The organism is Peribacillus sp. NPDC056705, from assembly GCF_043656335.1.
On sequence record NZ_JBHTYI010000007.1, the window covers coordinates 18,399 to 32,576 of the forward strand.

The 14,178-nt window shown below is 43.8% G+C and carries 16 protein-coding genes; 14 read left to right on the forward strand and 2 right to left on the reverse strand.

Translation table 11 applies throughout. The features are described 5' to 3' along the window. Positions 1-38 precede the first annotated feature (38 nt). The 8 genes from mltG to ACFRAK_RS11290 all read left to right on the forward strand — a co-directional run bounded on the left by mltG (position 39) and on the right by ACFRAK_RS11290 (position 8,633). On the forward strand, positions 39-1,175 hold the full coding sequence (gene mltG, locus ACFRAK_RS11255) for an endolytic transglycosylase MltG (RefSeq protein WP_394571749.1): 1,137 nt from the start codon (positions 39-41) through the stop codon (positions 1,173-1,175). Positions 1,176-1,656: 481 nt separating this feature from the next. After that, entirely contained in the window at positions 1,657-2,322 is a 666-nt protein-coding gene (locus tag ACFRAK_RS11260; RefSeq protein WP_081395487.1) for an O-methyltransferase, read from the forward strand. Continuing rightward, a complete protein-coding gene (locus ACFRAK_RS11265; protein ID WP_387598137.1) occupies positions 2,309-3,238 on the forward strand; it encodes a peptidase U32 family protein in 930 nt (309 codons plus the stop codon). The genes ACFRAK_RS11260 and ACFRAK_RS11265 overlap by 14 nt, the downstream gene beginning before the upstream one ends. Before the next feature lie 32 nt (positions 3,239-3,270). After that, a complete protein-coding gene (locus ACFRAK_RS11270) occupies positions 3,271-4,542 on the forward strand; it encodes a peptidase U32 family protein (RefSeq protein WP_349727956.1) in 1,272 nt (423 codons plus the stop codon). Between the two features lies 1 nt (position 4,543). Further along, positions 4,544-5,182: a uridine kinase gene (udk, locus tag ACFRAK_RS11275; RefSeq protein WP_034308619.1), complete on the forward strand. Its 639-nt coding sequence runs from the start codon at positions 4,544-4,546 to the stop codon at positions 5,180-5,182. Between the two features lie 305 nt (positions 5,183-5,487). Continuing rightward, on the forward strand, positions 5,488-5,964 hold the full coding sequence (gene greA / locus ACFRAK_RS11280; protein ID WP_192205694.1) for a transcription elongation factor GreA: 477 nt from the start codon (positions 5,488-5,490) through the stop codon (positions 5,962-5,964). A gap of 122 nt (positions 5,965-6,086) precedes the next feature. Continuing rightward, the gene (locus tag ACFRAK_RS11285; RefSeq protein ID WP_394571750.1) at positions 6,087-7,838 is read left to right on the forward strand and encodes a peptidoglycan D,D-transpeptidase FtsI family protein; all 1,752 of its coding nucleotides are present in this window, start codon (positions 6,087-6,089) and stop codon (positions 7,836-7,838) included. An 87-nt stretch (positions 7,839-7,925) separates the two neighbouring features. Continuing rightward, a complete protein-coding gene (locus ACFRAK_RS11290) occupies positions 7,926-8,633 on the forward strand; it encodes a YrrS family protein (RefSeq protein WP_394571751.1) in 708 nt (235 codons plus the stop codon). Positions 8,634-8,698: 65 nt separating this feature from the next. Here ACFRAK_RS11290 and ACFRAK_RS11295 read toward each other — a convergent pair whose 3' ends face one another. Next, positions 8,699-8,911: a DUF2536 family protein gene (locus tag ACFRAK_RS11295; protein WP_048682770.1), complete on the reverse strand. Its 213-nt coding sequence runs from the start codon at positions 8,909-8,911 to the stop codon at positions 8,699-8,701. 157 nt (positions 8,912-9,068) lie between these two features. Between ACFRAK_RS11295 and ACFRAK_RS11300 the strand changes: the two genes are divergently transcribed. From ACFRAK_RS11300 to ACFRAK_RS11325, 6 genes are all read left to right on the forward strand, one after another. After that, entirely contained in the window at positions 9,069-9,707 is a 639-nt protein-coding gene (locus tag ACFRAK_RS11300) for a class I SAM-dependent DNA methyltransferase (protein WP_387598123.1), read from the forward strand. Between the two features lie 16 nt (positions 9,708-9,723). After that, the gene (gene mtnN, locus ACFRAK_RS11305) at positions 9,724-10,419 is read left to right on the forward strand and encodes a 5'-methylthioadenosine/S-adenosylhomocysteine nucleosidase (RefSeq protein ID WP_387706885.1); all 696 of its coding nucleotides are present in this window, start codon (positions 9,724-9,726) and stop codon (positions 10,417-10,419) included. 93 nt (positions 10,420-10,512) lie between these two features. Then, positions 10,513-11,436, forward strand: coding sequence for a PLP-dependent cysteine synthase family protein (locus tag ACFRAK_RS11310; RefSeq protein WP_394571752.1), 924 nt, complete (start codon positions 10,513-10,515; stop codon positions 11,434-11,436). A gap of 1 nt (position 11,437) precedes the next feature. Beyond that, complete coding sequence (locus ACFRAK_RS11315; RefSeq protein ID WP_387706889.1) at positions 11,438-12,574, forward strand: bifunctional cystathionine gamma-lyase/homocysteine desulfhydrase; 1,137 nt, start codon at positions 11,438-11,440, stop codon at positions 12,572-12,574. Between the two features lie 114 nt (positions 12,575-12,688). Then, complete coding sequence (locus tag ACFRAK_RS11320) at positions 12,689-12,952, forward strand: YrhC family protein (RefSeq protein WP_394571753.1); 264 nt, start codon at positions 12,689-12,691, stop codon at positions 12,950-12,952. A gap of 481 nt (positions 12,953-13,433) precedes the next feature. Continuing rightward, positions 13,434-13,574 carry a YrzI family small protein gene (locus ACFRAK_RS11325; protein WP_260284756.1) on the forward strand — a complete coding sequence of 47 codons (141 nt, stop codon included), beginning with the start codon at positions 13,434-13,436 and terminating at the stop codon, positions 13,572-13,574. Between the two features lie 299 nt (positions 13,575-13,873). On the opposite strand, the gene ACFRAK_RS11330 is transcribed toward ACFRAK_RS11325, so the two are convergent. After that, the gene (locus ACFRAK_RS11330) at positions 13,874-14,062 is read right to left on the reverse strand and encodes a hypothetical protein (RefSeq protein WP_260284755.1); all 189 of its coding nucleotides are present in this window, start codon (positions 14,060-14,062) and stop codon (positions 13,874-13,876) included. Positions 14,063-14,178: the final 116 nt, after the last annotated feature.

Genomic DNA, 14,178 nt, shown 5'->3' on the forward strand with positions numbered 1-14,178 from the left:
CATTCTGTAGTTGGTGTGAGTTTGCAGGGGGAATGAAAATGGATGAAAAAGATAAAAATTTATCTAAAAAGGAACATATCCAAATGAAATTGTTAGAACAGCAAGGAGAAGCAAAGCTGGTTCGTAAAATCATCATGATTACGATAGCTTCGCTTATTTTACTAATTGGGATCGTTGGTCTTGTGGGCTTTTTATATATCAACTCAGCCATGAAGCCAGTCGATCCGGATGATGATACCATCAAGAAAGTGAAAATCCCAATCGGTTCTTCCGTTAACGGAATTTCAACGCTGCTTGAAGAGCAGGGAATAATCAAGGACGCACGCGTATTCAAATATTATATTAAATTCCGCAATGAATCCGGTTTTCAGGCAGGGGAGTATAAATTATCACCTTCCATGCCTATTAAGGATATCGTCACAAGCATCAAAACCGGAAAGCTCATGAAGGAAGCTGCAATGAAGATAACGATACCTGAAGGAAAGCAGCTGAGCCAAATTGCTGATATCATCGCAGTGAAGACTGGTGAAGATCCGAAAAAGGTCTTTAAGAAATTGAATGATAAAAAGTTCGTAAATTCCATGCAAGAGAAATTTCCGCAGCTCTTGACGTCGGAAATTGAAAATGAAAAGGTTTTATATCCGCTTGAAGGGTACCTTTTCCCGGCTACTTATGACTTTTATGAGGAAAAGCCGACCCTGGAGTCGATCGTCATCGAGATGCTGAAGAAAACCGAAGAAACATTGCAGGCTTACGAGAGCCAAATGGACAAGAACGGTTATTCCGTGCACCAGATGCTGACCTTCGCTTCGCTTGTCGAAGAAGAGGCGACGGCGCAAGTCGATCGCGGAAAAATAGCTTCCGTCTTTTACAATCGTATTGAGGAAGATATGCCGCTTCAAACGGATCCGACCGTTTTGTATGCGAAGGGTTCACATAAGAGCAGGGTATATTATAAAGACCTTGAGGTGAAATCCCCTTATAATACGTATAAGCACAAGGGGCTGCCGCCAGGGCCGATAGCCAATGCCGGAACGACATCGATCGATGCGGTATTGAAACCTGAGAAAACGGATTATCTATACTTTTTGGCCACACCTGAAGGGGAAGTCCTTTACTCCAAGACCTTGGATGACCACAATAACAAAAAGGCAGAGCATATTTCCAATAAATAAATGAAAGCTCTTTTCGTAATGATTGTTGTTTTTAAAAAGAAACGATTTAAGGTTGATTGGAGCGGAAGTGCGAGACTCCTGGGGGAGCAGCGGGCCAGGTGAGACCCCACAGGCGTTTATGCCGAGGAGGCTCACCGCCCGCCCCGCGGAAAGCGAGCTATGGAGAGGAAATCAACCACACCGCAATACTTGGTTAGCAACAAAGTATGCGAAAACAGCCTAAATGAAAAAATAGCAATGAGACTGTGGGGGGAGAGATATTACTTTCCCCTTGTTTTTATGATAGAATAGTACAAGTGAATTTTTGATCCGATTCTTATCGGTGACGTAACTCGGCGAATGCCGGGTTTTATTTTGAAAGATAAGGAAATTTAGATCGTCAAGCATACTTGTTTCAGCTCCTTGTGAAGAAATTGTCCAATCAATTTTTTCATGTTACTGACCAAGCGCTTTTGTTTTCCTTATAAATGGAGGAAACGTTTTGAACGGAAAAATAGAACAATATCTTCATTCCTTAATTCCGGAGCGTACGGGTTTGCTTAAGGAGTTGGAAGATTTTGCGATGGAAAATAATGTGCCGATCATGGAGCCCGAAGGCATTGAGGTGCTGCTTCAGATTTTAAGGCTTCATCAGCCAAAGGCGATATTGGAAGTAGGTTCGGCAATTGGCTATTCGGCCATTAGGATGGCTGAGACCCTTCCGGAAGCCCGAATCGTCACACTTGAACGCAATGAAGCCCGTATTGAGCAGGCAAGGGCTAACTTCAAGAAGGCGGGACTGTCGGAAAGGATCACCCTCATTGAAGGGGATGCCCTTGAAGCGGGACCGAAAGTGATGGAACATGGTCCGTTTGATATCATCTTCGTTGATGCAGCTAAAGGGCAGTACAAGCGATTCTTTGAACTGTTTGAACCATTCCTTGCTGGTGCTGGCATTATCATTACCGATAATGTTTTATTCAAAGGCTTGGTTGCCGAAAACATTGAGGAAATGGAAATGACGAGAAGAAAGCGAGCCCTTATAAAAAAAATAAGAGACTTTAACATCTGGTTACATGACCATCCCAACTTCGATACCGTAATTTTGCCGATAGGTGATGGTGTGGCCATTAGTAAACATAGAGGTGACAAAAATGAAAAAGCCTGAATTACTTGTGACTCCGACAAGTGTCGATCATATGACAGAACTCATCGATGCTGGCGCTGACGCCTTCGTCATTGGCGAACAACGTTATGCGCTTAGGCTGGCAGGGGAGTTCAAACGTGAAGATGTGGAGAAGGCGATTGAGCTTGCACATGCCGCGGGCAAGAAAGTGTACGTATCGATGAACGCCATTTTCCATAATGAAAAAGTGGACGAGCTTGAAGGGTACGTCACATTCCTTAAAGAGGCTGGTGCCGACCGGATCATATTCGGTGATCCCGCAGTCTTGATGGCTGTCCGTGCTGTCGCACCTGATATGCCCCTGCACTGGAATACAGAGATGACGGTAACGAACTGGTACACATGTAATTACTGGGGGAAACGCGGTGCTGTCCGTGCCGTTGCTGCCCGTGAGATAAGTCTGGACGAGATAGTGGAAATGAAGGAAAATGCCGAAGTGGAGATTGAAGTCCAAGTGCATGGCATGACATGCATGTTCCAATCGAAGCGTACGCTCCTTGGTAATTACTTTGAATACCAAGGCAAGGCATTGGAAGTGGAAAATCGGAAGGAACAGCGAAATATGTTCTTGCATGATAAGGAACGTGAAAATAAATATCCGATTTATGAAGATGAGAATGGTACACATATCATGAGTCCGAATGATATGTGCATGATCGATGAACTGCAGGAATTGATTGAAGCGGAAATCGATTCACTGAAAATCGAAGGATTATTACAAACACCGGAATATATCATTGAAATGACAAAGTTATATCGGGAAGCGATTGACGTATGTGCTGAAGACCCTGACCGCTATGATGATGTGAAAGCGGAACTTTTTGAAAAAGTCAAAGCGGTTCAGCCGGATAACCGTGAGTTGGATACCGGGTTCTTCTTTAAAGAATCGGTTTATTAAAGAAAAGGGTAAGAGAAAGAGGAGGAATAGCCTTGAATGCTATTGCTGATAAAATTTCCAAGATCGTTGATGGAAAGAGAGTCATTGTAAAAAAACCGGAATTGCTGGCTCCGGCCGGCAACCTTGAAAAGTTAAAAATTGCCGTCCATTACGGCGCGGATGCCGTGTTCATTGGCGGCCAGGAATATGGTCTTCGTTCCAATGCAGGCAACTTCACGTTTGAGGAAATGAAGGAAGGCGTCGAATTCGCTAATAAGTATGGTGCTAAAGTATATGTAACAACCAATATCTTCGCACATAATGAAAATATCGATGGTCTGGATGAATACCTGGAAGGTCTTCAGGAGGCTGGGGTTCATGGTATCATCGTCGCCGATCCATTAATCATCGAAACATGTAAAAGGGTCGCTCCGAACGTCGAGATCCATTTAAGCACGCAGCAATCGCTGTCGAACTGGAAGGCTGTTCAGTATTGGAAAGAGGAAGGCTTGGAGCGTGTCGTTTTGGCACGTGAGACGAGTGCTGATGAAATCCGTGAAATGAAGGAGAAGGTCGATATCGAAATCGAGGCTTTCGTTCATGGGGCCATGTGCATTGCCTATTCTGGACGCTGCACCCTTTCGAACCATATGACGGCGCGTGATTCGAACCGCGGCGGCTGCTGTCAGTCTTGCCGTTGGGATTATGATTTATATGAGTTGGATCAAGACGGGGAAAAGGCTTTATTCGATAAAGAAGATGCCCCATTCGCAATGAGTCCGAAAGACTTGAAGCTGATTGAATCACTGCCAGGCATGATTGAAATTGGCATAGACAGCTTAAAAGTCGAAGGCAGAATGAAATCGATTCATTATATTGCAACAGTTGTCAGCGTCTATCGTAAAGTGATTGATGCGTATTGTGCCGATCCTGACCATTTCAAGGTTAAACAAGAATGGCTGGAAGAGCTTGATAAATGTGCGAATCGTGAGACGGCATCATCGTTCATGGAAGGGGAAATTCCTGGGTATAAACAGCAAATGTTCGGGAATCATACCGTAAAGACTCGCTTCGACTTCGCAGGATTGGTGCTTGATTACAACGAGGAAACTAAAATCGTTACCATGCAGCAGCGTAATTTCTTCAAGCCCGGGGATGAAGTGGAGTTTTTTGGACCGGAAATCGAAAACTTCACTCAAAAAATCGGTACGATCTGGGATGAGTCAGGTAAGGAGCTGGAGGCAGCCCGCCATCCGCTACAAATTGTCCGCATTCAAGTAGATAATAGAGTTCATGTGAACAATATGATGCGGAAGGAGAATTGATATGACAAGAAAGAAACCAGTGGTCATCGGAGTTACCGGAGGGTCGGGATCAGGTAAAACAAGTGTTACCCGTTCCATTTTTGAATTCTTTCAAGGACATTCCATCTTGATGATCGAACAAGATTATTACTATAAAGATCAAAGTCATCTGCCTTTTGAAGAGCGCTTGAAAACGAACTATGATCATCCGCTTGCATTTGATAATGATTTGCTAATCGATCACATTAACGCATTGCTGCGCTATGAAACGATAGAAAAACCCGTTTATGATTATTCGATCCATACGCGTTCAGAAGAAGTCATCACAGTGGAGCCCCAGGATGTCATCATCCTTGAAGGGATTCTTGTGCTGGAGGATGAGCGCCTCCGGGACCTGATGGATATGAAGCTTTATGTTGATACGGACGCAGACTTGCGGATCCTTCGTCGGATGACCCGTGATATTAAAGAACGCGGCCGTTCCATAGATTCCGTCATCGAGCAATACATCAGTGTCGTCCGTCCGATGCATAATCAGTTCATAGAACCGACGAAGCGTTATGCTGACATCATCATTCCAGAAGGCGGTCAGAACCATGTGGCGATTGACCTTATGGTGACAAAAATTCAAACAATCCTTGAACAAAAGTCTTTTTTGTAATAACATAGCATAAATAATGATAGGTGCCATTTTCCTCCGTTTATTTAAATAATCCCATTTATTTATTGGGAAAGACTGGACAAATGTTGGAAAACGCAATACTCTATTCTTGATACAGAACGAACCGGCTGTTCACCGCAGTCGGTTTATATACTAAGGAACGGATTGTTTCCTAGTATCGAAGCGCGTACTTTTTAAGTCGCGCAATTATATATTTTGACTCGATTTCAGGGTTAAGCACTATATAGTACATAAACTTGTCACAGCGAAAGCTTGCTGTAAAGAATTTGAAGGAGTGAAGGGTTTTGGCAATTGAAAAAGAATATCCAATGACTAAAGAAGGTAAGTTAAAGCTTGAACAGGAACTGGAACAGTTAAAAACGGTTAAACGTAAAGAAGTGGTGGAAAGAATCAAAATCGCCCGCAGTTTTGGGGACCTTTCCGAGAACTCAGAGTACGATTCCGCAAAAGAAGAGCAGGCTTTCGTTGAAGGACGCATTACAACAATCGAAAACATGATCCGCAATGCAAAAATCATTGAGGGCGATGATTCGAATACAGATACAGTTTCTCTAGGGAAGTCGGTAACATTCGTGGAACTTCCAAATGGAGACGAAGAAACGTATTCCATCGTAGGAAGCGTTGAGGCAGACCCATTCGAAGGGAAAATCTCCAATGATTCCCCGATCGCGAAAAGCCTGATGGGGAAAAGGGTCGGCGACAAGGTATCGATCATGACACCTGGCGGCGAAATGAGCGTGAAGATTGTATCCATCGACTAAATAAAAGCAAAAGAGGGTGTCCATGGGGCATCCTTTTTTTTATCGAAAATGTGCCGCGTTAAATTTGTTCATAATTGTTTAAAAATTCGCACCTCGTCAACAATGGTTACGAGGTGTATTTTATGAAAAAGAAACGAATGAGGTTGCTGGCTGTTTTTTTGACCACTGTCATGCTGATGCTCATAGGCAGGCTTGCGTACATCCAACTTGTATCGACAGAATCTTTTTCAAAGCATGATGTGAACCTGTTAGAAGCAAGCGTGAATCAGCGTTCACAGATAGTAAAGATTGATGATGGACGCGGAAAGTTTTATGACAGAAATGGAGAACCGCTTGCACATGAAGAAATCCCGACGCTCGTCCTATTTCCATTTTTAAAAAAAATGACATGGCCCATAGATGAAGTGGCCTCGATAATAGGCAAATCGGAAGCGGAGTTAAAACGGGCGATAGAACAAGCGGATGAACCATTCGTATTTGGCGGGGATGAACCGATAGAGTTGACGTCCAGCCAATCGAAGGCAATCAATGAATTGAAGATTCCCGGGGTTTTTGCCGTGAATGAGAAATTATATCCTGATCAAACCCCTGCAGCGCAATTGATCGGAACGACGAATATATCGGATGCGGAAAAGAAAAAACGTTATCCGGACATGAATTTATCTCCTGAAACGAAAATAGGCAATACGGGGTTGCAAAGGACCTTCGATGAGTTCTTGCTTTCCGCTGGGGAATCCAAGCTCGTTTTTCATGTGGACGCCAGTGGAGGCCCGATGTTCGGTGTCGATGTTAAATATGTGGAACCTGCAAATCCGCTTTACCCGGTGAAGGTGGTGACGACGATCGATAAAGAAATTCAGGAGAAAGCGGAGAAGCTCGTCGATGAACGCGGGATAAAAAAAGGCGGTCTCGTACTGATCGATATCGAAAAAAGTGAAATCGTCGCAATGGTCTCACGTCCGGCGCTTAATATAAAAGATCCGAATGGCGAAGGGGCCGTCAATATGATGCTGACTCAAAAAACGCCGGGTTCCGTCTTTAAAACGGTCACGGCAGCAGCTGCCATCGATTATGAAGCGGCCAGTCCCACCAGGACATTCAATTGTAATTTGACGATAGACGGCAAAACGGATAAACAGAGGGAACTGGGCACGCTGAATTTTGAAAATAGCTTTGCCCAGAGCTGCAACAGGACGTTTGCCGAATTGTCACAGGAAATAGCAGTGAAGGATCCGGAATTTTTGGACAAATATGCAAAAATGTTAGGGCTTGTTGGTGAATCGGGCTGGCAAGGGGATGTCTATCACACGGAAGTGACGCAATTGCATCATGAACAAACCGGGAAGGTCTGGCATGATGACGATTTAAAAAAAGATCCTAAAATGATTGCCAAAACAGCAATTGGCCAGCAGGATGTCCAAACGACACCGCTCGCGATAGCGAATATGATGGCAACGATTGCCCGCGGCGGCAAGAAGGAACAGGTCAAAGCCGTTTCCAAAGTCGAATTTAACAATAGTACGACCGTAGTCGATTTTCCGAATCAAAGTATTGGCGGCGAGACACTGTCTCCTTATACAACGATGAAGATGCAGCATCTTCTTAGGAAGGTCGTGACGGAAGAGAAAGGGACGGGCGCTTCCTTGAGGGATTTGCCTGTGGAGGTCGCTGGCAAGTCTGGAACTGCTCAGACCAATATCGAAAAAGGGCAGCTGAATAAATGGTTTGCGGGCTACTTTCCATATAAAAATCCCAAATATGCTCTTGTTACCGTAAGTTTTGAAACGAAGGAAAACAGTTCCAGCATGACGCCCCTTTTTTCAGATATTGTAAAAGTCCTGTACTCCAAGGACCAGGACAAAAACGAGAATTGACGAAAAGTGTAGGAAACCCTTCCCTTCTATCTCGGGCTAAATCATGTTAAAATGAGGCAGTAAGAAATGGTAAGGGAGGAATGGACCTTGGGCTCACGTTTCAATCAGAGAGATCAAAAAAGAAAAGTAAATAAAATATATAATATTGCAATCACCATCGTTTCCATTTTAATCGTCATTGTCGCAGTCTCGATTTTCTTAAGTGATGATGGCACGGATTCAAAAAAAGCCACGACTGAACCAAAGCAAATCGCCGATACAGATTCGGGGAAAGTAGCGGACAAGCCTGCTGGCAAAGAAGAAGAAACGGATTCTGAGAAGGAAGACGCAGTAGGAGATAGTAAAGCAAAAGAAGAAGATGCAGGAGAAGAAGACAGTAAAGCAACAGAGGAAGATGCAGAAGATAAGGCTGAAGATGGTGCAAATCCAGAAAAAGCAGGAGATGCCGAACTTGTGGAAGTGGACGGCAGCGGCGATGGCAATGTTGCGTCTACATATACGAGTGAGGGCTGGAAACCAGTTGGAACTCAGCAATCCGGGGAGCACACTACAAGCTTCGAAAAGGGCTCGGTCGATTGGAATGAAATGAGTAAAGCCATAGCAAGCGGGGCTGGAATCGATGAAGGCAGCATGAAGCTATGGTGGCTGCAAAACGGGGGTTCGCCCAGCACGGCAATCGGTACGGTTTCTGAAGGAGATAATCCTAAAACCTACCGCGTTTATATTGAATGGGTGGACGGATCAGGTTGGAAACCTGTAAAAGTCGAAGAGCTGAAGACAAACGATAAAAGGTAATGGTCAAAAATTTATATAAGAAAACCCCCGAAAGGAATTTCACTTTCGGGGGTTTTTCATGGTGATCACTTTTTTGCTTTAAAGTGGACGACTGCACTATAAAAACGTCTGCCTTCTTCACTTACATACATTTGGTGTGACACGGATTCCACCTGAAGCATGATTGCTTTATTGATTTCAATTTGTGATTGGATTTTTTCTTCAAGATTCTTAATGCTCTCTGCCTCGAAAAATTCTATTTTATCTTCGAATAAGTTTAAGTCGAGTTGAAAACTCATGACTGTTCCCCTCCAACATTCAGATACTGATAGTTTAACACCATTTTGGCCGAATCTGAACCGGTTGAATGATTTGCCTAAAAACAAGAACTGTTTCTGTGTCCATTTCATATTATGCTTATAGGTTTTATTATCTTATCATAAAAGGTGATTAAAAATGGGCAGAGAATTTATAGATTTATTTGAAGAGTGGTCGAAATCGTATGATGATACCGTTGGTGGACACGATATTGAGTATCAAGAGGTATTTAAACATTATGATAGTATATTGGACAGCGTCACGGATCGGGCTCATGGCCATGTGCTGGAGTTCGGAGTAGGTACCGGGAATTTGACGGAAAGGCTTTTGAAGAAAGGCCTGAAGGTATCGGGAATAGAACCTTCACCTGCGATGAGGGAAATAGCGGTAAGCAAGCTGGACGGAAGAACAGAAGTTGTGGATGGCGATTTCATCGATTTTCCGAAGCCGGAACAGGTTGATTCGATCGTGAGTACGTACGCGTTTCATCATTTAACCGATGAAGAAAAAGAAAAAGCTATAGCCAACTATGGAAAGTTACTGAATACTGGTGGTAAAATAGTGTTTGCGGATACGATGTATCAATCAAGGGAAGCGCATGAACAAGCGATTCAAGATGCAAGGCAGGCAGGCTTTCATAATTTGGCAAACGATTTGCAAACCGAATATTATACTACGATTCCTTTTTTGGGAAAAGTGCTTGAAGCAAACGGATATAAGGTGAACTTCGAGCGCTGCAATCAATTTGTCTGGATTATGGAGGCTGAAAAATTATAGGAAGAGGTTTTTACTAATGAAGGTAGCCATAATCGGAGCAATGGAAGAAGAAGTTACGATTTTACGTGATAAATTGGAAGGTTTGGAGCAGGTGACCATTGCCGGTTCCGAGTTCAATACAGGCACATTGAATGGTGTCGAGGTCATTTTGCTTAAGTCGGGAATCGGTAAAGTGAATGCGGCAATGTCCACTGCGATCCTGTTAGAAAAATTCAAACCGGATGCGGTCATCAATACTGGCTCTGCCGGCGGTTATCATCCAGCACTTAATGTAGGGGATGTGGTCATATCCTCGGAAGTGCGCCATCATGATGTCGATGTGACGATTTTCGGATATGAATACGGTCAAGTCCCTCAGCTGCCTGCAGCTTTCACTCCGGATGAGAAGCTTTTCACGATAGCGGAAGAAGCAGCAAAAGAAATCGAGGATATACAAGTGGCAAAAGGGTTGATCGTGACGGGGGATTCTTTCATGAATGATCCTGACAGGGTTGAATTCGTCAGAGGGAAATTCTCCGATTTATACGCGGTGGAAATGGAAGCGGCAGCCATTGCACAGGTAGCCTTCCAATTCAAGACACCGTTTGTCATCATTCGTTCCCTTTCGGATATCGCTGGTAAGGAGTCCAATATTTCCTTTGATAAATTCCTGGAAACTGCGGCTCTCCATTCAGCGGCACTGATTTTGAAAATGGTTGAAAAAATGAAATGAATGGTAAGTGATCAGCGGAAGCCTTTCTGCTGATCATTCTTTATTGCATAATTCTCATTAAGTTGGTAGGATAACTATGAAAGGATGTCTAATATGAAAGTCTTTCAAAATATTCATGAGTTGATAGGGAAAACGCCGGTAATGGAAATCACCCATTTCCCGCTTCCGGATGAGGTCCGTATCTTTGCCAAACTGGAATACTTTAATCCGGGAGGCAGTGTGAAGGATCGGCTTGGTCAAGAACTGTTAGCCCAAGCATTACAGACAGGGAAGGTGAAAAAGGGCGGGACGATCATCGAACCGACTGCCGGAAATACTGGGATTGGCTTGGCGTTGGCTGCGATAAACAGTGGAGTGGACGTGATATTTTGCGTTCCGGAGAAATTCAGTGCCGAGAAACAGGAATTGATGCGTGCCCTTGGAGCGAATGTGGTCCAGACCCCGACAGAGGAAGGAATGACAGGGGCAATCGCAAAGGCTAAGGCGCTGCTGGGTGAAATTCCGGGATCATATTGTCCCCAGCAGTTCGCCAACCCATCCAATCCTGATGCATATTATAAAACGCTGGGACCTGAAATATGGGAACAGATGGAAGGCGATGTGGCTGTGTTTGTAGCCGGTTCCGGGACGGGCGGGACATTCATGGGAACATCGCGATATTTAAAAGAAAAGGACGCTGCTGTCAAAACGGTCATAGTCGAACCAGAAGGATCGATTTTAAACGGCGGCAAGGCAGGACCCCATAAAACAGAGGGGATCGGGATGGAATTTTTACCTGCCTATATGGATGAAAGGTATTTTGACCAAATCCATACGGTAAGCGATCTTGAAGCTTTCCATATGGTAAAGGAATTGGCGATTAAAGAAGGCCTCCTTGTCGGCAGTTCTTCAGGCGCGGCATTTGCAGCGGCCATGAAAGAAGCGGCAAAGGCCCCACGGGGGTCGAATATCGTCGTCATATTTCCGGATTCCAGTGAACGATACTTAAGCAAAAAAATTTATCAGGGAGGTATTTAAAATGAGAAAGAAAACACAATTGATCCATGGCGGCATTTTTGGTGATGAAAAAACAGGAGCGGTTTCGGTGCCGATTTATCAAGTGAGCACCTATAAACAGGATGGTCCGGGGAACCATCGGGGATATGAATATTCCCGTACGGGAAACCCAACCCGCCATGCCCTCGAAGAATTGATCAAGGATCTCGAAGAAGGAAAAAGAGGTTTCGCCTTCGGATCAGGAATGGCAGCGATGACCGCGGTTATGATGCTGTTCAGTCAAGGTGATCATGTATTGATGACAGATGACGTTTATGGAGGGTCTTTCCGGGTCATCACTAAAGTCCTTAACCGCTTCGGGGTGGAAGCTACGTTCATCAATACGAGTGACATCCACTCGATCGAAAAAGAGATAAAGGACAATACGAAGGCATTGTTCATTGAAACACCGACGAACCCATTATTGAAAATCACCGATCTGGAAGAAGTATCGAAAATAGCTAAAGAAAACGGTATCCTCACCATTGTGGATAATACCTTCAGTACGCCATACTGGCAAAATCCGCTTTCACTTGGAGCCGATATCGTGCTTCATAGCGCCACGAAGTACCTGGGGGGACACAGCGATGTTGTAGCGGGTCTTGTCGTGGTGAATGATGAGAATCTTGGCAATGACCTTCATTTCATCCAAAACTCTACAGGAGGCGTGCTAGGGCCTCAGGATTCATGGTTGCTTATGCGAGGCATTAAAACGCTGGGAATCAGGATGGAAGAACATGAAAAAAATACATCTGAAATCGTCCGTTTCCTATCCGGGCATAAAGACGTTTCGAAAATCTATTACCCAGGTCTTGAAAACCACCCAAATCATGATATTGCCAAAAAACAATCGCGTGGATTCGGCGGTATGGTTTCATTTGATGTCGGCAGTGCCGAAAAAGCCGAATCCGTTTTGAATAAAGTGAAACTCTTTACGCTTGCGGAAAGTCTGGGGGCAGTGGAGAGCTTAATTTCCATTCCGGCTTTGATGACACATGCTTCCATTCCGGCTGAGCGCCGTGCAGACCTTGGAATAACGGATGGGTTGATTCGTATTTCAGTAGGTCTGGAAGATGTTGAAGACTTATTGGAAGACTTGGAACAAGCGCTGCAAGGATAATCGGAGAAGGACCGCTTCATTGCTGACTGCCATTATTTACACCCCTGTCATTTGGAATAAATATGGTAGAATGAGATATCGATATCTTATAAGCTTGAAAGAAGGTGGAATGGCATGAAAAACCGCAAAAAACAAACGGTTGCATTGCTGCGTTCGAAAATGGTCGATTTTAAACAATTTGCGATCACTTTGTTATGTGTGGGTTCGTTCTTCTATTTAGGAACCATCCTTCCCTCTGGCGACAAAGCGATGATTGACACATATGTCTATATGGGAGCGACCATAACGTTCCTAGGCATGTCCATAGTTTTTTTCTCATTATCCAAAAAATACAAAAAGACCTTGGCCGAAATGGATGACCAAGAGTCTTTACAATAATAGAAGCAAACCTGATTCTTAATGGAATCAGGTTTTTTTACTAACGTTGTTTCCCAATAGGGGCAGATTTACCATACTACCTGCCTTTTTAGGTAATAATAGCCCTTGAAAATGGGGAAAAAGGTGGAAATTTCAAAAAAATAGGCAAAAGCCGTTTACAAATATTGAATTTGTGGATATACTTACCAGGTAATAAAAAATATTCCAAAGGAGGTCGAAGAAAATGACATTGCATCTATATGGAGTCGCCACTATTAGCCGGTCCGTTTCAATTGACAATCACATAACATTCGACCTGTGCCAAGCGGAATATTTCTAAAGCAATTTGGCTTTATTAATCATTCAGACATAGCGGCCGCAGGGAGAAGTGTTTTATCCTGCGGCCTTTTTATATTTTTTTAAAAATCCCGCAGGAGGACGTAACTTTCTGCGGCCTTTTTATGCCTTTTTGTTGGGCCGCTCCCTTAAAGGAGGTGATATTATGACACTGAATATGCTTTTTTTCACAATCACGATTAAAATGAAAAAAATGACTGCCGAGGAATGTTTGCAACAGGAGAGATTCCACAAGATTCGAGAAGAACATCTAGATAAGGCGTTGAAACATCGTCCTTTTTTCTAAAAATACGAGGTTGGTATTCCGTTCATAAAAAAAATTAAGAAAGGTGGAGGTTAATATGTTCAATTTGTTAAACGTAAGAGGAGAGAAGCGTTGCTATTGGCAGGAGAAGGATACCGGCTAACGCTGCCCGCGCATCCCAAGCCTTGTCATGGTTTGTATAAAAGGCCATTGGAAACATGAAAAAGTGAAGGTATGGTTAGTAATGGTTATGACGCTGCTTAACTAGGAACTGCAACGTTGGAAATGAATATGTAAATGGAAAAACTCGGCACTCGGGCCGAGTTTTTTCTTTGCCTGAATCAGCAGCACGGACCTGATCCTCCAAAACCACATCCGCATCCCGGCAGCCACCAAAACCCGAAAATGAGCAATAAAATCAGGAGGACAATAAACAGGCCATAACCAAAGCAGTAACCGGACCCTGCATAACAAGGCGCGGGAGCCGGATAACCATAGCTGCATCCGTATGGTCCATAGTTATATCCCATCGAAAAACCCCCTTTCCCTAAAAAATCCCCTATTATTATATGAACATTTTCTTCGTTCGTTTGGGAATCCATCCAGGCTGGTTTGAACATTCAACACTTTCATCATTTCTTTTAGT

Coding starts and splice junctions, on each gene's coding strand:
- ACFRAK_RS11310 (WP_394571752.1), top strand. CDS start 10,513: ATGAAAGTCTTTCAAAATATTCATGAGTTGATAGGGAAAACGCCGGTA.
- ACFRAK_RS11300 (WP_387598123.1), top strand. CDS start 9,069: ATGGGCAGAGAATTTATAGATTTATTTGAAGAGTGGTCGAAATCGTAT.
- ACFRAK_RS11265 (WP_387598137.1), top strand. CDS start 2,309: ATGAAAAAGCCTGAATTACTTGTGACTCCGACAAGTGTCGATCATATG.
- ACFRAK_RS11285 (WP_394571750.1), top strand. CDS start 6,087: ATGAAAAAGAAACGAATGAGGTTGCTGGCTGTTTTTTTGACCACTGTC.
- ACFRAK_RS11330 (WP_260284755.1), bottom strand. CDS start 14,062: ATGGGATATAACTATGGACCATACGGATGCAGCTATGGTTATCCGGCT.
- ACFRAK_RS11295 (WP_048682770.1), bottom strand. CDS start 8,911: ATGAGTTTTCAACTCGACTTAAACTTATTCGAAGATAAAATAGAATTT.
- mtnN (WP_387706885.1), top strand. CDS start 9,724: ATGAAGGTAGCCATAATCGGAGCAATGGAAGAAGAAGTTACGATTTTA.
- udk (WP_034308619.1), top strand. CDS start 4,544: ATGACAAGAAAGAAACCAGTGGTCATCGGAGTTACCGGAGGGTCGGGA.
- ACFRAK_RS11320 (WP_394571753.1), top strand. CDS start 12,689: ATGAAAAACCGCAAAAAACAAACGGTTGCATTGCTGCGTTCGAAAATG.
- mltG (WP_394571749.1), top strand. CDS start 39: ATGGATGAAAAAGATAAAAATTTATCTAAAAAGGAACATATCCAAATG.
- ACFRAK_RS11325 (WP_260284756.1), top strand. CDS start 13,434: ATGACACTGAATATGCTTTTTTTCACAATCACGATTAAAATGAAAAAA.
- ACFRAK_RS11315 (WP_387706889.1), top strand. CDS start 11,438: ATGAGAAAGAAAACACAATTGATCCATGGCGGCATTTTTGGTGATGAA.